This is a genomic window from Rhizobium sp. NZLR11, assembly GCF_019685115.1.
Classification (GTDB): Bacteria; Pseudomonadota; Alphaproteobacteria; order Rhizobiales; family Rhizobiaceae; genus Rhizobium.
Genome location: NZ_JABDWD010000011.1, coordinates 86,150 through 105,099, shown reverse-complemented (window position 1 = coordinate 105,099; position 18,950 = coordinate 86,150). Strand labels below are relative to the sequence as shown.

Sequence of the window (18,950 nt, the reverse complement as noted above, 5' to 3'; positions counted from 1 at the left end):
GGAGCGCCATTTGAGATTCCTATTGGAAAACAGAGAAATGGAAAAAATATTTAATAAATTCGATACTCCTTGCCAGAGTGAATTAGAATTTGTTAACCATTTCGTGGCAGCTTCCAAATCACGTAGCGTGTTCGGTATCGTGTAGGGGGCCAGACCACCTTTCGGCGGCGGTAAAGGGGATAATTATGCGGGTACTTCTCATCGAGGATGATAGCGCGACGGCGCAGAGCATCGAGTTGATGCTGAAATCAGAAAGTTTTAATGTTTATACCACCGATCTCGGTGAAGAAGGCGTCGATCTGGGCAAGCTGTATGATTATGACATCATCCTTCTCGATCTGAACCTGCCCGACATGTCCGGATATGAAGTGCTTCGCACGCTCCGGCTGTCCAAGGTCAAGACACCGATCCTCATTCTGTCGGGCATGGCCGGCATCGAAGACAAGGTTCGCGGCCTCGGCTTCGGCGCCGACGACTACATGACCAAGCCCTTCCACAAGGACGAGCTCGTCGCCCGCATCCATGCCATCGTCCGCCGCTCCAAGGGCCACGCCCAGTCGGTCATCATGACTGGCGAACTGATCGTCAATCTCGACGCCAAGACTGTCGAAGTCGGCGGCCAGCGTGTCCACCTGACGGGCAAGGAATACCAGATGCTGGAGCTGCTTTCGCTCCGTAAAGGCACTACCCTCACCAAGGAAATGTTCCTGAACCACCTTTATGGTGGCATGGACGAGCCGGAACTGAAGATCATCGACGTCTTCATCTGCAAGCTCCGCAAGAAGCTCGCCAACGCCGCCGGCGGCGCGAACTACATCGAGACCGTCTGGGGCCGTGGCTACGTTCTGCGCGAGCCGGATGGTGCCGAATACGCCGAAACCGCCTGATTTTCCGATCCCCCTTATCGGATAACGAAAATCCCGCCCTTTCGGCGGGATTTTTCGTTTCTGCCTGGCAATAAGAAGCCGTCCTGAGAGGATCGGGGCTGGATCGGTACAAAGGGAAACAATGGCTGCGGCCGAACGTGCTTACACCTTCGGCATCATGCTGCATGGGGAGAGGCATGCCATCAGGCAGCGATTGCGCGGTTTCCAAAAACAGCGGTCAAGATCTTGCGATCGAACGGCTTCAGCAGGAAGTCGGTGGCACCGGCCCGTTTGCCCGCCATCAGTTTCTTCAGATCCGCCTCGACGACACAGTAGTAGATCTTGACCTCTTTGCCGCCGTCCATGGCGCGGATGGCGGCGATGAGGTCGAGAGCGCCTTCCATGCCGGAATCGACGATCAGATATTCCGGCAGCTCCGCCTGGCAGCGCTGCAGTGCCTCGGCGGCGTTGGAGGCCTCGCTGACAAGAAAGTCGAGTTCAGAGAGAATGCGCTTGCCGACCTTGCGGACGATATCCGAATTATCGGTGATCATGAACCTTTGCATGGGCGCTCCTTTGCCCCCGCATTCGTCGCAGCAAGAGGCCTCTTACAACCCTGGAGGATAGGTCCATCAGGCTAAGGAATCGTTACCGGACGGGCGCGTACACCCGCCCCTCGCTCCGAAATCAGGCAGCGGCGGCTACCGCAGTGAACACCAGCTCTTCTGGGCTGGCGCTGTGATCAAGCGTCATTCCGCACTCCTGCGCCAGAAGCACGGTGTAATAGGGCTGGATCGAATGAGCGTCGATCGCCTCCTCGATGGTGCCGGTCGATATCTCGACGAATTTCGGCGGCAAGCGCATCAGTTTGCCTTTGGCCGTGAGCTTGAACCTTGCATCGAACTCGGGGTTCTCAAGCGTTACTTCGAGGACGCCGCCGCGCGGGATAGCGGAATAAGCAACCAGAAAGAGGTTGAGCAGCAGCTTGACGCGATTCTTGGCGACGATGGCGCGCGGCCCGTTCCAGATCACTTCGGTCTTCTTCTCGGCGACGGCGAAATCTTTGGCTGCTCGCTCGGCCTCGCCGGTGTCGATCGAGGCACCGACAGAACCCGAAGCGCCAAAGGCGAGACGTGCGAATTTCAGGCGGACGGAGGCGTTGAGCGCGCTGGTGCGGATCAGGTCCATCGCATCGGCATCGGCACCACCCTCATCCAGGAGTTCTAGGCCGTTATTGATCGCACCGACCGGTGAGATGACATCGTGGCAAACGCGGCTGCAAAGAAGCGCGGCCAGATCCGGGCCGGCCAAGGTGAGATTAAGGTTCTTGGACATCATCGTCTCCTGAGGGGCAGCAATTTCATTGCGCCCGGGAATATGCTTCATCAAAATTGCGCGAAGTTTGCGATCGTATTCGGTGCCATAATGACACCATATTTGGTAAACCGATTGTTAAGATCATCGGCGCAAAATGCACCAATCGCCGCGAGCGCTTGCCCGCTCCAGCCAAACGACGAACGGATGATACCATGCGCCCTCGATTTCCGCACCGATTCATCGACTTCTACAGGTTGCTTTCGGCCCTCGTCTTCTCCTCGCTGATGGTTGCCGGACCTGCCTCCGCTCAGGACAACGGCCAGTACACGATGCAGGAAATCGTTGACGCCGGCCACTCCTTCTTCGGTTCCGCCAGCGGCGGACTTGCCAAAGTCGTCGAGAGTGCCTTCCAGAAATACGGCCTGCCAAATGGCTACATTCTCGGACAAGAGGGCGGCGGCGCCTTCATCGCCGGCCTCACCTACGGCGAAGGTCAGTTGAACACCAAGAACGCCGGCGAACATAATCTCTACTGGCAAGGTCCCTCGCTCGGCCTCGATTACGGCGGCCAAGGCTCACGCGTAATGATGCTGGTCTACGACCTGCCCTCCGTCAACGGTATCTATGCCCGGTTCGGCGGCGTCAGCGGCTCTGCCTATGTGATCGCCGGATTCGGCATGACGCTGCTCAAGAACAATGACGTCCTGGTCGTGCCGATCCGCACCGGCGTCGGCGCCCGCCTGGGTATCAATGTCGGCTATCTGAAGATCACCCAGGCACCGACCTGGAACCCCTTCTGAGGCCGCAAGGCCGCTGGAATCCATCCTCGCCCGCATCAGCGGCCTTGCCATACGTGTCCTGCGTGCTTAATCATCGCGGCTGACCCCGTATCAACCTTCGAATCGATGGCCGCGCCGTGATCGAATATGCTCTCTTGTTCGGATTGGGCTTCCTGACCGCGGCCTTCCTCGTTTTTCTGGTCTCACCCGCCGTTCACCGCCGCATTGTCTGGTATACCGAGAACCGCTTGAAGGCGACCATGCCGCTAAGCCCGCAGGAGGTTCGCGCCCAGAAGGATATGGTGCGCGCGCTCTATGCCGCTGAAAATGCCCGGACCGCCCAGGACCTTCTGCGTGAGCGGGAGAAATCCCTTTGGCTCCAGCTTCGCCACGACGCGCTTGCCGTCGATGCAGGCAGGCTTGCCGCCGATATCGGCGAATTGCAGGCCCAGATCGGCGAGATGCATGTCGAGGCCGCCGAGCAGCGCTCGCATCTGCGCAAGGACGAGAATTATATCAGTCAGTTGAAGACCAATCTGCATATTGCCGAACAGTCCGTTGCCAACAAGGAGAGCGAACTGGCGACGATGAGGACGCGGCTGAGCAAGCTCGGCGAACAGACCGATGGACTGAGGATCGACCTGGCTGCACGCGAAACCGAGGCGGAGAGCCTGAAATTTCGCGCCAACGCCTTGCGCGACGAACGAGACACGTTGCGCCAGGACGTCACCCTGCTGCAAAAGCGTGCCAAGGATGCCGAACAGAAATTGACGCAGCAGCAGCACATGGTGATCCGCCTGGAGGATAAGGCCGCGCGCGACAGCGCGTCGGCCGCCGAAAAAGAAACCCTGGTCACTCGCCGCCAGCAGGAGATCGTCAAGTTGAAGGAACAGTTGAAGGCTGCCAATGCCGAGATCCGCAAGGTCAACCACGTGCTGCGCGACGCCGGTCTTGCCGGGATGGCCGCGGAGTTGCCGGCGGAGATGGCGGCCGAAGATACGACGACAGTCACGCTCGACGCCGCCGTTGGCACGGCTGAGATAGGCCAGGATGTCCGCAAACGCAGCGCCGCCCTTGCCGAGCACTTGCAAAAGGCAAAGGCCGTACCCGGGCGCGATGGCACGATCCGTGAGGAGATCGCCTCGATCGCCGCCAACATGGTGGCGCTGACCGCACTCAATGAAGGTCCCTCATCGCCGATCCGCACGCTTCTCGCGGAGGCTGCGGAAAAGAACCCGAACGATCGCGTCAGCCTTGCCGACCGGGCAACGGCGATCATCGCCGATCCCCAGCGCTGAGACCTGCAGCAATTCAATATGCTACGGCGTCCTTCGTGTGTCTAAAAAGACGCTATAATTTAGATCCGACCCATCGCGGAAGCCATGGAAAATAGAGCGATCCCCGTCGCCGTCGCGGCGTTAAGGCTGTCGAGTTCCTCCGACTGTGGAATGCGCGCGCTCTGAAAGCGCGCAAGCAGCGCCTCCGGTAACCCCTCCCCCTCCGTGCCGACGACGAGCGCCATACGCATTGAAGCCGGAATAGCGCGGATATCGGTCTTGCCGTGCGGCGAAAGCGTCCAGATGGCAAAGCCCCGGTCGGCAAGTGCCAGAAGCATATCCAGTGCCTTGCCACCGCGCCGGTGCGGAACGCTCAGCACCGAACCAACCGAGACACGCAGCGCCTTGCGGTAGAGCGGATCACAGCTGGTTTCGTCGAGCAGCACTGCATCGGCCCGGAAGGCGGCTGCATTGCGGAACATCGAGCCGGCATTGTCATGATTGGAGATGCCGCAGCCGACGAGAACCAGCGCCCGTTCCGGCAGCGCGTCGAGAAGTGCCGCCTCCCCGCGATCCTCCCGCCGGCCGAGTGCGAGTACGCCGCGATGCAGATGGAAACCGACGACGCCGTTAAGCACATCAGCCTCGGCGACAAAGACCGGCACGTCGGCCGGCAGTCGTTCCAGGATCGGCAGAACGCCGTCGACGCGGTTGCGCAGCAGCAGGATCTTCTCGGCGAAAAAGCCGCGGTCTCCCAGGTGCGCCTCGGCGAGCATGCGCAGCACGACAGTGCCTTCGGCGATGAAGCGGTTCTCTCGGCCTGTCAGGTCACGCTCGCGGATGTTGCGGAATTCCGCGACGCGCGGATCGTCGGCGCTGTCGATGGTGATCGGGACGGCGGCCATGCCGGCCTCAATTGCCCGAGACGGTGAGATCGGCGACGGTGCGGCCAGTCCTGAGATCGAAGACCAGCGCCTTACTTTTGCCCTCGGCCGTCTCGCCGTAAAACAGGATCTGCCCTGCAGAAAACGAAGTGGACTGCACCTTGAAGCCGAGCGGCAGGGAAACCGTCGCCGAAAGCGGCGCATCCGAGGGCACGCCGGAGGCGGAAACCGTCGCCGCTGTGTCCTTCGGTTCGCTGTGCATCGTCTTGTAGACAACCGCCCCGAAGACCGCCATAAGGCTCACGAACATGATGGCGCCGGAAACGACCTGCAGGCGGACCATCTTGCGCCGGACACTTTCCATCGCCGGATCAAGGGGCTTCTCTTCCTGATCGTCTGGCTCGATAGCTGTCATCTGTGCGTCCCATTCTAAAAATACGTCGGAGAAGAAGCGTCTTGAGCGACCCCTTTAAACAAGCAGCCGGCAATAGAAAAGTCCTGACCGCCGACGAAACCGCAGAAGGCCGGCTCGACACCTGGCTGACGGCACAGGTCGCCGAGGAATTTTCGCGCAGCCGCATCAAGGCGCTGATCAAGGACGGCCAGGTTCTTCTGCGCGGCGAACCCGTCACCGACCCCCAGCGCAAGGTGCGCAATGGCGACAGTTTCGAGATCACGCTTCCCGAGCCGGAAGACCCGACGCCGCAAGGCGAGGATATTCCTCTCGATATCCTCCATGAGGACGAAGACGTCATCGTCATCTCCAAGCCTTCCGGTCTCGTCGTCCATCCCGGGCCTGGCAACTGGACGGGGACGCTGGTCAACGCGCTGATCTATCATTGCGGCGATACGCTCTCCGGCATCGGTGGCGTGCGCCGGCCTGGAATCGTCCACCGTCTAGACAAAGACACGACAGGGGTCATGGTCGTCGCCAAGAACGACATTGCCCATCGCCACCTCTCGCTCCAATTTGCCGACCATGGCCGCACCATGCCGCTCGAGCGCGCCTATCAGGCCGTCGTCTGGGGCCGGCCCCGCACGCTGACGGGCACGGTCGACGCGCCGCTTGGCCGCGCCACCGGCGATCGCACGCGCCGCGCCGTCAAGCGCGCCGACAGTCATGACGCCGACGAGGCGATCACCCATTACGAGGTGGTCGAGCGCTTCCAAGAAAAACCCGACGCGACCGCGCTTGCCTCACTGGTCGAGTGCCACCTCGAAACCGGCCGCACCCATCAGATCCGTGTCCATATGGCCCATATCGGCCATCCGCTGCTTGGTGACACGGTTTACGGCGCTGGCTTCAAGACCAAGGCCAATATCCTGCCCGAAGAAATCCGCAAGGTCGTCAACGGTTTCGGCCGCCAGGCGCTGCATGCCTTCATGTTGCAGTTCGAGCATCCCCGCACCGGCGAAATCATGCGTTTCGAAGTGCCGCTACCGGATGATATGGTAGAACTGGTCGAGTCATTGCGAGGATAGAGGCGTCTTCGACCCCATCTCACACCTGCGTGAGCGGCACCTTGAACCGCCGTTTCGCCACACTTATCTGTATGTTGACTTAGTGCGGGCTTGCAGTAGAGCCGCATGTCCCGGTTTGCCTTTTTTAACGCGAGAACGCGTTGCCGACGGGAGCCGGAAGCCACTTTAGGAGGGTGCACTATGGCCCGAAATACCTTGCCGTCCATTACCGCCGGCGAAGCCGGTCTCAATCGTTACCTCGACGAAATCCGCAAGTTTCCGATGCTTGAGCCGCAGCAAGAATATATGCTCGCCAAGCGTTATGCCGAGCACGGTGATCGCGACGCCGCCCACCAGCTCGTTACCAGCCATCTTCGCCTCGTCGCAAAGATCGCGATGGGTTATCGCGGCTACGGCCTGCCGATCGGCGAAGTCGTCTCCGAGGGCAATGTCGGTCTGATGCAAGCCGTCAAGAAATTCGATGCCGAACGCGGCTTCCGCCTTGCCACCTATGCTATGTGGTGGATCAAGGCCTCGATCCAGGAATATATTCTGCGTTCATGGTCGCTCGTGAAGATGGGCACGACCGCCAACCAGAAGCGCTTGTTTTTCAACCTGCGCCGGCTGAAAGGCCGTATCCAGGCAATTGATGACGGCGACTTGAAGCCGGAGCACGTCTCCGAAATCGCCACCAAGCTGAAAGTCTCGGAGGAGGAGGTCATTTCGATGAACCGCCGGCTGTCCGGCGACGCTTCGCTGAACGCGCCGATCAAGGCGGCCGAAGGTGACGGCGGCCAATGGCAGGATTGGCTGGTGGACGACCATGACAGCCAGGAAGACGTGCTGATCGAACAGGATGAGCTCGATACCCGTCGGCGTATGCTGGCGAAAGCGATGAGCGTGCTGAACGAGCGCGAACGCCGTATCTTCGAGGCTCGTCGCCTCGCCGAGGATCCGGTGACCCTGGAAGACCTTTCGACCGAATTCGACATCAGCCGCGAACGGGTCCGTCAGATCGAGGTCCGCGCCTTCGAAAAGGTGCAGGATGCTGTCCGCAAGGAAGCCCAGGAACGCGCCAAGGCCGTCCGCGTCGTCGAAGCAACGGCATAGACCTGCCGCGTGAGAATGCATGTCGCCCGGAAGTGCGTAGTGGTCCCGGAATAACGACATTAGAATGCGCCCGATAAATCGCGTTTTGATGCGACGCGCTTTAGAATTGAAGAAGGCGGGTCCTTGCGGCCCGCCTTTCTGTTTCATTCTCTTTTCGCAGCCTCGGCACCCTGTCAAAGGCCGGGAAAGCTGGCATTGCGGACGACCATCACTGACTCGTCGACACATCCCCGAGCGCAGTCCATTCCTTGATCGCGGTATTGAAGGCGTCCGTTCCCGTGCCCCCCTTTTCCATCGTCAGTAGCGCGCGGCGACCGTTGCGGTAGGTGACTGGGATATCGATCCAGCTACGGGTCGCCATCAGATCGAGATTGGCCTTGCGCGCATCGGGATAGTCGTTGAGCGCGATCATGTGGAAATCGTCGGTGATCTTGGCCGGAACCGCGATCAGCGCGTCGCCGCGGTCCTGCTCTGTGCGCTTCATCGAGATGCGCTGGACGCTGTCGATGCTGCCGCCTTCGAAATTCGGCGGCACCGAGAAAACGATCTCGACCAGATGACTTGCCGGCAGCGACGGATCGGAATTGCGTTTGAAAGTGACGAGTGCCGAGAGATTGCGTTCCGACACGGTGACGTTGCCTTGTACCGTCGCCTCCTGGCGGCCGTCCTGACCGGCCTCGTGCTGCACACTCCAGACGACGGATCCCTCGATCGCGGTTGGCGAGCTTTGGCCGATACGTTCCTCATAGAGGAACATCTTTTGCGACGAACCGACGGGGGCGGTCTGCTGCGGAGATGCCGCCGGGCCGTTCGGCGTCAGCGTTTCGGCTGGTGCGACATCGCCCTGGGCGCTGGCAGGCGGCGTATCGGCTGCAGCGACATTCTGTTCGGCGACCGATTTTCCTTCCGCGGTCGGCGTTCCCGGCACCGTCGCCGGTCCGCTGTCGACCTCGGTTCCATCCATCAGCAGCCGCTGAGTGAATTTCGAATTGGCCACGGCGCCGTCATTGTTCAATGACGCCACCTGCGGGTTCGGCTGGGCCGGCGCCACTGGGGTATTCTGTGCTCCTGGCGTGGTCGGCTGAGCTGGCGCCACCGCGCCCGGCTGGGCAGGCGTCGCGGAGTTAGCCGGCGGCGGCGTCTCGTTCTTGGTCGCCTGCGACGGTGCCGAACTGACGAGCCCGTCGACCATCGCCACCAGCGCCTCTCTGTTCATCCAGCCGGCATAGGCGCCGCCACCAATCAAGATGAGTGCGAAGATGAGTGTGATCACGGTGCCGATGCCGAAGCGGCGGCGCTTCGGCTCCATCCGGAAATTCTTGCCCTGCAGCTTGGAAGCGACGATCCGATCGATGTCCATCGCCGGATTGGCGTCATCATCGTCAGTGGCGACCGAGCCGCGGCGGTCGTAGCCGCGCAGCGCCTTCGCCTCGCGCCATTCCTCGCTCGGCGCGCCGCTTGCAGGCGCCGGCTTGCCGTTGTGCACTTCCGCGAAGATATCGACATCGTCGAAATGCGAGGCCACCGGCGTCTTCTTGCTGCTGCCGGCGTCGATCGGCGGCAGATCGTCGAAGGCTGCGGTCTCCCAGGAGAAACTTTCCTTGGCCGTCGGCATGACGGCCGCAGGCGCGACTTTTTCGAGGCTCGAAATCACCTCTTCGAAGGCGCGTGCCGAGACGTCGGCGGTGACTGGCGCCGTTTCCGAATATTGCCGGAGTTCCTCTTGCGCCCATTCGGTCTCGGCATCCTTCGGCGCCGGAGCCGGCGTTTCGGCGGCGGGCTCACTCCAGACGGGATCGAAATGCGCTGCGGCATCGGCCTGCAGCGGCTCCTCGCGGCTGTGCTCGACGAATTCCTGCGGACGATCGAACTCTGCAACCGGCTCCACCAGCCGATGGGCAGCATGGTCTAGGCCGCGCGCGACGCGTTGGGAGGCGTCGATAGGCTCGTACGCCTTCTCGGCAGCCGGCTCCTCGCTTTCCACCGTCGCCGGTTCGGCCGCGAGTTCTTCGGCCTCTGCGGGATGCTGCTCGTCGGGATGATATTCGCCGGATTCCTCGTTGCGATTCTCGGCAGGCGGCTCCCAGCGCTCATCATCTGCAGGCCAAGCCTCCGCAGCGATGTCGCGCCCCTCGCTGGAATGCCATTCCTCGGCCGGCGCTTCCTCTTCATGCGAGGGATGCCAGTATGTTTCGGCAGGAACGGGTGTCTCTGCCTGCGCGGGAGCGGTGGCCTCGGCCGCAACAGACGTCTCCGGGAGGCTGCGCGCTTGCTCGGAGAGAGGTTCCTCGTCCGCCAGCTTTTCCTGGGGCTCCTGCGGCGCGGCTGCCTCCAGGTGATCCGGCTCGTCGGCGGGCTCAACCGCCTGCGGTTCCGCAGAGGCTTCGTAGGTCGGCTCTTCGACGACAGGCGCAGGTGTTGGTTCGCTTTCGTCGTGAACCGTTTGTTCTTCCGAAGATTCCGGCGCGGGGACCGCGGCAACCGCCGCCTCGAGCGGCAGCGCTTCGGAGTGTTCGCCTTCCACTTCGCGGATGGCGGCCTCGAGTTTTTCGAGCTGGCGTTGCAGCATGGCTTCCGGCGGACGCGGCTTCATGTTCTCGAGCTGCCGCTGCACTGCGCCGCGGGCACGTTCGTAGACTTTCACCCGCATCTCGGGGGTATTTTCAGCCAGGCCGTCGACGGCCCGCCGAATAACTGCAATAAAATCCGCCATCAGTACTTTCTCAAGAAGTCCGGCACCCTACCGAACTATCCTCCACAGTGACCCGTGAGCTTAATCCTCAAACGGATCGGTCACAAGTATCGTGTCATCCCGCTCCGGGCTCGTGGAAAGGAGCGCGACGGGCGCCCCGATCAGTTCCTCGACCTGGCGAACATATTTGATCGCCTGCGCCGGCAGATCCGCCCAACTACGGGCGCCGACGGTCGATTCTTTCCACCCCTCCAGCGTGATGTAGATCGGTTCGACCCTAGCTTGCGCTCCCTGGCTTGCCGGAAGATGATCAATCTGTTCGCCGTCGAGCATGTAGCCGACGCAGATCTTCAATTCCTCGAGGCCGTCGAGCACGTCGAGCTTAGTCAGCGCGATACCCGTGATGCCGTTGGTGGCGATCGATTGGCGCACGAGTGCGGCATCGAACCAGCCGCAGCGCCGCTTGCGCCCGGTCACCACGCCGAACTCATGACCTTTTTCGCCAAGGAACTCACCGATGGCGTCCTTCAGCTCGGTCGGAAACGGACCTTCGCCGACGCGCGTCGTATAGGCCTTGGTGATGCCAAGAATATAGCCGAGCGAGCCCGGTCCCATGCCGGAACCGGCCGCGGCCTGGCCGGCCACGGTGTTAGACGAGGTCACGAAAGGATAGGTGCCGTGATCGATATCGAGCAGGGTGCCCTGCGCGCCCTCGAAGAGGATACGGGAGCCCTTGCGGCGCTCCTTGTCGAGGAAGAGCCAGACGGTATCACGGAACGGCAGCACCCGATCGGCGACCGAGGTCAGTTCATCCATGATCGTCTGGTGGCTGACTTCGGCGACGCCGAGGCCGCGGCGAAGCGCATTGTGATGCGTCAGAATACGGTCGACCTTGCCGGCAAGACTGTCGAGATCGGCAAGATCCATCACCCGGATGGCGCGGCGGCCGACCTTGTCTTCATAGGCCGGACCGATGCCGCGGCGTGTCGTGCCGATCTTGGTGCCGCTGTTAGATGCCGCATCCTCGCGCATCGCATCGAGCTCGCGGTGCAGCGACAAGATGAGCGTCGCATTGTCGGCAATGCGCAGATTATCAGGCGTCACCGTCACGCCCTGGGCCTCCAGTCGACCGATCTCGGCGATCAGCGCATGCGGGTCGACGACGACGCCGTTGCCGATCACCGCCATCTTGCCCGGGCGCACGACACCGGACGGCAGCAGCGACAGCTTGTAGCTCGTGCCGTCGATGACGAGCGTGTGGCCGGCATTGTGTCCGCCCTGATAGCGCACGACAATATCCGCACGCTCCGAAAGCCAGTCGACAATTTTGCCCTTGCCCTCGTCACCCCATTGCGAACCGACCACGACTACGTTCGTCATCCAACTCTTCCTGTTACCGGCGGAAAACCGCACACCTGCTCAAACCCGCGCATCTATAAAGCTTTGTTTTTGGGAAAGCGACCCTGTTGTCACAGGTGATTGGGCTTTTTACGTGACAAATCAGCAGCCGGCAGGTTATTGCCCGTCACAAAACGCCGCGCGGCGATCGCGGAAAGATGGGAAGAACGCTTTTGCAAGCCAGGGCCTACATCTGCCTCGTTATCGCCACCCTCTGCTGGGGCGGCAACTCCGTCGCCGGCAAGCTCGCACTCGGGCATATCAGCCCGATGATGCTGACCTTCCTGCGCTGGTTTATCGCCGTGGCGCTGATCGCCCTGATCTCGGTGCCCCAGCTCAAGAGGGACTGGCCGGTGGTCAGGAAGAACCTGCCGTTGCTCTTTTTCTACGGCGTCATCGGCTACACGCTTTTCAACGCCATGCTTTATTCGGCCGTGCAATATACGACGGCAATCAATGTCGCCATCGAGCAGGCCGGCATCCCGATGCTGATCTTCCTGCTGAATTTCATGTTCTTCCGCACTGGCATTTCGCTGGCCCAATGTCTCGGCTTCGGCTTGACGCTGATCGGCGTCGCTCTGACCGCCGCTCATGGCGACCTGACAACGCTGCTGCAATTAAGCCTCAACCGCGGTGATGGGCTGATGCTGATCGCCATTGCCGCCTATTCGGTCTACACGATCTTCCTGCGCTGGAAACCGCCGCTCGACTGGCGCACGCTGATGGCGATCCCGGCATTTGCAGCCATGCTGACCTCGGTGCCGCTGCTCCTTTGGGAAGCCGGCCGCGATGCCGCGCAATGGCCGGACCATGCTGGCTGGATCATCACGCTCTACACGGCGATCTTTCCCTCGCTGGTGGCGCAGATCCTCTATATCAAGGGTGTCGTTGCTATCGGCGCCAACAGGGCCGGCCTGTTCATCAATCTCGTGCCGGTGTTCGGAACGCTGCTCTCCGTCGTCCTGATCGGCGAGACGCTGCAGTCCTTCCATGTGATCGCGCTGGTGTTGACCTTGGGCGGCATCGCGATCGCCGAAAAAGGCCGGCCGAAAGCTTCGGCCGCGACTGTTCCCGCCTCACCGGTGGATTGATGCATGTCAGGAAGTGCGCGGCGGTTCAACAAAAGAACCAAAGCGCCTCGGATGAATCAAGTTTGACGCGACGCGCATTGGTCTATCCAAGCTCCAGAGTCGTCACGCCGAAGACATGCTTTAGTGGGATGGCCGGCGCCGGCCCGCGATACATGCGTGTCGTCTCGAACACCGGTTGAAGGCCGAGGCTTTCGGCAAGCGCGACCGCCTCGTGGTTCTCCGCGGGGATATCGATGAAGATCGAAGCCCCCTTCGCCTCGGGGATCAATTCGGCAAGCAGTGCTGCGGCGCTGTCGGCATCATTGGCAAAAAGCGGGCCGATCTTGTAGCCCTCGTAGCAGCGGCGGATCGTGCCGTAACCGCGGATCTTGCCGCTTTTGCGTACCACTACTGAGCGGCGACCCTTGCGACCGGTGCACCAGGCCGCGAGGAAGGCATCGCGCGGCTGCGGAAAGATCGCCGAATCATAACGCTGCAGGCCTTCCAGGCGCGAATCCAGCACCGGCTGCGCGGCAAGCGTCGAGACCGGCAAGGAGGTGACGACGCCGCCGTAGCGAAGGGTGGAGTAGGCGGGTTCGAAGCCGGCCTTGCGGTAGTTATCCTGCTGTGCGGCGACGCCGTCAAGGCCGATCGTGCGATCGTGTGCGCTGGCGATGCCCGCCTCCCAGATCGTCCTGCCATAACCCTTGCCGCGGAAATCGGGATGAACGATGTAGAGGCCGAGGAAGGCGAAACTCTCGCCATATTTGACGACCGAGATCGAACCGACGGGGACTTCACCGATGGCGCCGACGAAGAATCCGGACGAATCGGCCTCCATGAATGCAAGCGAATCATCGAGGCCTGGGTTCCAGCCCTCCTGACGCGCCCATTCGAGCACGAGTTCCAGTTCGCCGGGCCGCATCGAACGAACGGCAAATTCCGAATTCATGCGACTTTCCCAGATTGCATGTCCCGCAAGTCCATCCCGGCAATGTCAAAGTAATTGTCAGGTCCCCGACTCCCCGATTGCACCTGCGAATGATGGAGAGCCGCGTTGATGGACGTGACGACGCGTATAATCATTTTTCGAGGCAATGCAGAAAGCTTGGTTTCCGCATTACCATGAAACAATGCCGATGCAAGCTCAAGAAAATTACTTGCGCGCCAATTATCCTCCTGCGAGCGCGAATAAAACGCCGCGCCGAAAAGATATCGCCTGGCCGTTCCGAAAAAGAGAAAAGCATTTCGGCCGAAATCACTTCCGCAAGCCGGGAAAACCGCTGTTGAAACCGGGCGCGGCGGCGGTCGCCGCGCCGACGGATCACCGGGCCGTTCCGCTCATCACGGTCTTCTGCTTTTCGATCCCGCTCGCCATCGGCGAGAAAAGACGCGCTGTCTCGGCCGCCGGTGCGGGATAACCAAACGCGTAACCCTGCAGGCCATCACAGCCGAGTTGCGCCAACACGACGGCATGCGCCTCGGTCTCGATGCCCTCGGCGATCACCTCGACGTCGAGCGCCTTGGCGATTTCCACGATCGAACCCACCACGCGCCGCTGCTCGGCGGAGCTGACAACCTCGGCGATGAGCTGCCGGTCGATCTTCAACCGTTTCGGCCGCAGCTTAACGAGACCGATGAGCGAGGCATGGCCCGATCCGAAATCATCGATCTCGATGTCGATACCCATCTGTTTGATATCGCCGATATGATAGAGCAGTCTTTCGTCGCTGTCGTCGAGGAAAATCGTCTCGACCAGTTCGAAGACGATCGCGGCGGGCGGAATATCGAGCTTCCTCAGCTTGCCGAGCAATGTCGGATCGGCAAGGCGCGACCCCGAGATGTTGACGGCGATGCGTGGAACCGCAAGGCCGCGAGACAGCCAGGACAGCCGGTCTTCGAGAACGCTCTTGAGGATCGCCGCATCGATCTCCGCCGCAAGCCCGTGCTCGTCGGCGATCTTCAGGAAAATCCCTGGGGCGAGCACGCCCTTGTCGGGATGTTTCCAGCGCGCCAGCGCCTCAAAGCCGATGACTTCCCGGGTCCGGGCGTCAAGCTGCACCTGATAGTAGGGAACGATCTCGCCGCGCTCCAGCCCCAGCTTGAGCTCTTCGGCGAGGCGGCGCTTGGCGCGCAGATCCTCCTGTAGTTGCCGCGTGAAGAATTCGACGCGGTTGCGCCCGAGCTTCTTCGCCTGGTAGAGCGCCAGATCGGATTCGGCAAGCAGGTTGCGCGCCCGCCGATCGCCGCTCCAGGAAACACCGATCGAGGCGCCGGATTGCAGCATCTCGTGGCCGAAGCGGATCTTCTTGCGCAGCCGACGCTGAAGATCCTCGGTGATCAGCTTCAGCTCAGCGAGATCGCTGAAATTGACCAGTACGATGACGAATTCATCACCGCCAACGCGGGCGACCATGCCATTTGCGGGAATGGCGGCGGTGATGCGAAGCGCTGCGGCCCTGAGCACGGCGTCGCCTGCCGCATGGCCGTGACTGTCATTGATCTGCTTGAACTGGTCGAGGTCGAGATGCAGGACGCCAAGCGTCGTGATGCTCTTGTCAACCGGCAGTTCGGTGAGCCGCTTGTCGAGAAGCCGCCGGTTCGGCAAGCCAGTGAGATAATCGTGATCGGCGACGTGCTCGATGCGCGCATTGCTTTCCTCGAGCGCCACCGCCTTCGCCTCGGCCACCATTTTCTGTCGCGCGAGCTCGGCATTGAGCACTATGTCGGCAGTCACATCCCATTCGGCGCCGATGAACGAGGGAAGCCCCTCTGCATCCACATAGAAATGCGCGCGTGAACGCAGGTAGCGGATTTCGCCGCTCGGCAGTACGATCCGGAATTGCGAATTATAGGCGCCGCGTGTTGCAATCGCCTGGTCGAAGTCGCGTTCGGCCTGCTCACGATCGTCGGGATGGATCGCATTCGACCATAACCATGCCGGCACGTCCCGACATGTCTCGCCGGTCTCGTAGAGACGGTGCATCTGCGCATCCCACAGGATCCCGCCCTTTGCGATGCTGTGTTCCCAGACACCGATCCGGGATGCATCGAGAGCGAGTTCGAGCCGGCGCAGAAGATCCTGGAACTCTTGTTCGGATCGTGTGGGTCTATTTTCTGGCAACGCGGTCTCAGCCTTAGGAGCTTCCATAATTGCAATATGGTCTCAAGCCGGCATTAATGAAGCCTTGTGCCGATGATCGAACTAGTCACTAGGTGAACCGTCCGTTACGACTTTCCCCTTTTGGATCAGAGAACTTGCAGTCCACGGCGCCCTTCAGGATCAGTGGTTGTGCCGCGGCGGTCTTTTGGCGATCTGACGAAATTCCGCCGCTCCCTCCAGAACTGCGCCGTCGGACAACTGCGTGACCGAGCGGCGGTAGATCTGCTGCCATGGCGTCGCGTCCGCCGGCACCGGCGGAATTCCCTCTGCCTTGCGCCGTTCGATTTCAGTCTCGTCGACCAGCATGTTGCAGCGCCCCTGATTGAAGTCGATGCAGATGACATCGCCGGTGCGAAGCCAGGCGAGGCCGCCGCCGGCAGCACTTTCCGGCGAAGCATTGAGGATCGAGGGGCTGTCGGCCGTGCCCGATTGGCGGCCATCGCCGATCGTCGGCAGGCTGCTTATGCCGCGTTTCAGCAGGTGATCCGGCGGCTGCATGTTGACGACCTCAGCCGAACCCGGCCAGCCGAGCGGCCCGGCGCCGCGGATGACAAGGATGGTATTTTCGTCAATGTCGAGTTCAGGATCGTTGATGCGCTTGTGATAGTCCTCCGACCCGTCAAAAACCACCGCCCGGCCCTCGAAGACGCCCTCGCGCCCCGGCTCCTGAAGGTAGCGCCGGCGGAAATCCTCCGAGACGACACTCATCTTCATGATCGCGAAATCGAAGAGATTGCCCTTGAGAACAAGGAAGCCGGCTCGCTCCTTCAGCGGTTCAGCGAATGGCCGGATAACCTCGCGGTCGCGCGCCTCCTTGCCCTGCAGGTTTTCGGCCATCGTCCTGCCCGTCACCGTGCGACAGTCGCCATCGAGCTTTCCGGCCTGCAGCAATTCCCACATGATCGCCGGCGTGCCGCCGGCGCGATGAAAACGCTCGCCGAGATAGGCGCCCGCCGGTTGGACATTGGCCAGCAGCGGGATATCGAAGCCGTGCACCTGCCAGTCGTCGGGATGAAGTTCGACGCCGGCGTGTTTCGCCATTGCCGCCAGATGCGGCTGTGCGTTGGTGGAACCGCCGATCGCCGAATTGGTGCGGATGGCATTGAGGAAAGCCTCGCGGGTCAGGATATCCGACGGCTTCAGATCCTCGAAGACGATTTCGACGGCGCGCCGCCCGGTACGATAGGCCATCTGGCCGCGTTCGCGATATGCGGCCGGAATGGCGCCGCAACCGGTCAGCGAAAGGCCGAGTGCCTCGGCAAGGGCGTTCATCGTCGAAGCCGTGCCCATCGTATTGCAGTGGCCGACTGATGGCGCTGAATCGAGCGCCGCCTGCAGGAATTCTTCCCGATCGATCTCGCCTGCCGCATATTTTCGCCGCATCCGCCAGATCACCGTGCCGGAACCCGCCAGTTCCCCCTCGTGCCAGCCGTCGAGCATCGGACCGCCGGAAAGCACGATCGCCGGAATATCGACCGTCGACGCAGCCATGATCGCCGAAGGCGTGGTCTTGTCGCAGCCGGTCGTCAGCACGACGCCGTCGAGAGGATAGCCGTAGAGGATTTCAACGAGGCCGAGATAGGCGAGATTGCGGTCGAGCGCAGCCGTCGGGCGCTTGCAGTTCTCGAAGATCGGATGCGTCGGAAACTCGATCGGAATGCCGCCGGCATCGCGAATGCCGTCGCGCACGCGCGTGGCAAGCTCGACATGAACCCTGTTGCAGGGCGTGAGATCGCTGCCGCTCTGGGCAATCCCGATGATCGGCTTGCCGGATCGCAATTCTTCCGGCGTGATGCCGTAGTTCATGAAACGCTCAAGATAGAGCGCTGCCATGTCGATGTGGTCGGGATTGTCGAACCAATCCTGGGAACGCAGGCGCCGCTTCGGAGAATGGCTGTCAGTCACCTCTTTCCTCCCGGCAGGGCATTCTTCTCTTCGAGATGGAGGAGCAGGGCGCTATGATCTTTTTCGCCATTGCCGTTTGCGACGAATTCGCTGAATTCGGCGTGCACCGTCGCAGTCAGGGGCAGCGTCAGCGACAAGGTGTCGGCCGTCTCCATGGCGGCGTTCAGATCTTTCAACTGGTTGCTCGACGAACCGCCTGGAGTAAACTGCCTTTCGACCATGCGCTTGCCGTGCAGTTCAAGGATACGGCTCTCGGCAAAGCCGCCGCGAATGGCGTCGCGAAAGGCTGCCGGCGAGCCGCCGCCGGCTGTAATCAACATCATCGCTTCGGCAACGGCGCCGATCGTTACCGCGACGATCTGCTGGTTGGCAAGCTTGGCAAGCTGGCCTGCTCCGCTTGGGCCGACGCGGGTCACGCGCCCCATCGGCGCAAAGACATCTGTAAGCGCATCGACGACGTCCTTGTCGCCGCCGGCCATGATGGCCAGCGTACCGGCATCCGCCCCGACGACGCCGCCGGACACCGGCGCATCGACATGAGCGATACCGCGTTCGGAAAGCCTGGCAGAATGGTCGCGGGCGAAATGCGGGGCGATCGAACTCATATCGATAACGACGGCGCTTGATGTCATCGCATCGACCGCTCCGCGGTTAAACAGCACGTCCTTCACCGCCTCGGCGTTGGTCAGCATGGTGATGACGACATCAGCGCCTGAAACGGCATCTGCGGGTGTTTCCGCGCAGATCGCGCCGTCTCCTGCAAGGGCCTCGGCCTTGCTGGGATCACGATTCCAGACGGCGACGGCAAAACCCGCGCCAAGCAGCCGACGCGCCATCGGCGCTCCCATCAGGCCGGTGCCGAGAAAGGCGATCCGCCTCCCGTCATGACCTCTGCTCGAACCTGTCATTCAGTCCTCCCAACTGTTGTTCGTCTTTGATAACCCGCTCACCCGCCGTTGCAACTATTTTGGTGATGCATCGGCCTGAAAACGATACGGGCGGGAACCGAAGTTCCCGCCCGATTTACT

16 protein-coding genes are annotated in these 18,950 nt (G+C 61.4%); 6 read left to right on the top strand and 10 right to left on the bottom strand.

Features of this window, described 5'->3' with window-relative positions; translation table 11 throughout:
* Positions 1–185 precede the first annotated feature (185 nt).
* Positions 186–887, top strand: a complete 702-nt coding sequence (gene ctrA / locus HJB83_RS19825; protein WP_003542362.1) for a response regulator transcription factor CtrA — start codon at positions 186–188, stop codon at positions 885–887.
* Between the two features lie 182 nt (positions 888–1,069).
* Here ctrA and HJB83_RS19820 read toward each other — a convergent pair whose 3' ends face one another.
* Entirely contained in the window at positions 1,070–1,432 is a 363-nt protein-coding gene (locus HJB83_RS19820) for a response regulator (protein WP_207581541.1), read from the bottom strand.
* Positions 1,433–1,553: 121 nt separating this feature from the next.
* Positions 1,554–2,201: a histidine phosphotransferase ChpT gene (gene chpT / locus HJB83_RS19815; protein WP_207581542.1), complete on the bottom strand. Its 648-nt coding sequence runs from the start codon at positions 2,199–2,201 to the stop codon at positions 1,554–1,556.
* 194 nt (positions 2,202–2,395) lie between these two features.
* Between chpT and HJB83_RS19810 the strand changes: the two genes are divergently transcribed.
* Positions 2,396–2,983: a DUF1134 domain-containing protein gene (locus HJB83_RS19810; protein ID WP_221132316.1), complete on the top strand. Its 588-nt coding sequence runs from the start codon at positions 2,396–2,398 to the stop codon at positions 2,981–2,983.
* A 116-nt stretch (positions 2,984–3,099) separates the two neighbouring features.
* The gene (locus HJB83_RS19805) at positions 3,100–4,260 is read left to right on the top strand and encodes a hypothetical protein (protein WP_221132315.1); all 1,161 of its coding nucleotides are present in this window, start codon (positions 3,100–3,102) and stop codon (positions 4,258–4,260) included.
* A gap of 59 nt (positions 4,261–4,319) precedes the next feature.
* Here the strand turns inward: HJB83_RS19805 and HJB83_RS19800 are convergent, their stop codons facing one another.
* Together HJB83_RS19800 and HJB83_RS19795 are read right to left on the bottom strand one after the other, a co-directional pair.
* A complete protein-coding gene (locus tag HJB83_RS19800; protein WP_221116551.1) occupies positions 4,320–5,144 on the bottom strand; it encodes an RNA methyltransferase in 825 nt (274 codons plus the stop codon).
* 7 nt (positions 5,145–5,151) lie between these two features.
* Positions 5,152–5,538, bottom strand: a complete 387-nt coding sequence (locus HJB83_RS19795; RefSeq protein ID WP_221116550.1) for a hypothetical protein — start codon at positions 5,536–5,538, stop codon at positions 5,152–5,154.
* 41 nt (positions 5,539–5,579) lie between these two features.
* Between HJB83_RS19795 and HJB83_RS19790 the strand changes: the two genes are divergently transcribed.
* Positions 5,580–6,605, top strand: a complete 1,026-nt coding sequence (locus HJB83_RS19790; RefSeq protein WP_221116549.1) for an RluA family pseudouridine synthase — start codon at positions 5,580–5,582, stop codon at positions 6,603–6,605.
* Positions 6,606–6,785: 180 nt separating this feature from the next.
* Positions 6,786–7,694: an RNA polymerase sigma factor RpoH gene (gene rpoH / locus HJB83_RS19785; protein WP_007630673.1), complete on the top strand. Its 909-nt coding sequence runs from the start codon at positions 6,786–6,788 to the stop codon at positions 7,692–7,694.
* Between the two features lie 208 nt (positions 7,695–7,902).
* Here rpoH and HJB83_RS19780 read toward each other — a convergent pair whose 3' ends face one another.
* Positions 7,903–10,407 carry a hypothetical protein gene (locus HJB83_RS19780; RefSeq protein WP_221159580.1) on the bottom strand — a complete coding sequence of 835 codons (2,505 nt, stop codon included), beginning with the start codon at positions 10,405–10,407 and terminating at the stop codon, positions 7,903–7,905.
* A 60-nt stretch (positions 10,408–10,467) separates the two neighbouring features.
* The gene (locus HJB83_RS19775) at positions 10,468–11,766 is read right to left on the bottom strand and encodes an adenylosuccinate synthase (RefSeq protein WP_207581549.1); all 1,299 of its coding nucleotides are present in this window, start codon (positions 11,764–11,766) and stop codon (positions 10,468–10,470) included.
* A gap of 191 nt (positions 11,767–11,957) precedes the next feature.
* On the opposite strand from HJB83_RS19775, the gene HJB83_RS19770 reads away from it, so the two are divergent.
* On the top strand, positions 11,958–12,875 hold the full coding sequence (locus HJB83_RS19770) for a DMT family transporter (RefSeq protein WP_207581550.1): 918 nt from the start codon (positions 11,958–11,960) through the stop codon (positions 12,873–12,875).
* Positions 12,876–12,957: 82 nt separating this feature from the next.
* Here the strand turns inward: HJB83_RS19770 and HJB83_RS19765 are convergent, their stop codons facing one another.
* The 4 genes from HJB83_RS19765 to HJB83_RS19750 form a co-directional block, all read right to left on the bottom strand.
* On the bottom strand, positions 12,958–13,806 hold the full coding sequence (locus HJB83_RS19765) for a GNAT family N-acetyltransferase (protein ID WP_207581551.1): 849 nt from the start codon (positions 13,804–13,806) through the stop codon (positions 12,958–12,960).
* Positions 13,807–14,178: 372 nt separating this feature from the next.
* Positions 14,179–16,005, bottom strand: coding sequence for a bifunctional diguanylate cyclase/phosphodiesterase (locus tag HJB83_RS19760; RefSeq protein WP_221132314.1), 1,827 nt, complete (start codon positions 16,003–16,005; stop codon positions 14,179–14,181).
* Between the two features lie 132 nt (positions 16,006–16,137).
* Positions 16,138–17,922: an IlvD/Edd family dehydratase gene (locus HJB83_RS19755; protein ID WP_221116548.1), complete on the bottom strand. Its 1,785-nt coding sequence runs from the start codon at positions 17,920–17,922 to the stop codon at positions 16,138–16,140.
* Positions 17,919–18,830, bottom strand: a complete 912-nt coding sequence (locus tag HJB83_RS19750; protein ID WP_221132312.1) for an NAD(P)-dependent oxidoreductase — start codon at positions 18,828–18,830, stop codon at positions 17,919–17,921. The genes HJB83_RS19755 and HJB83_RS19750 overlap by 4 nt, the downstream gene beginning before the upstream one ends.
* Between the last annotated feature and the right edge of the window lie 120 nt (positions 18,831–18,950).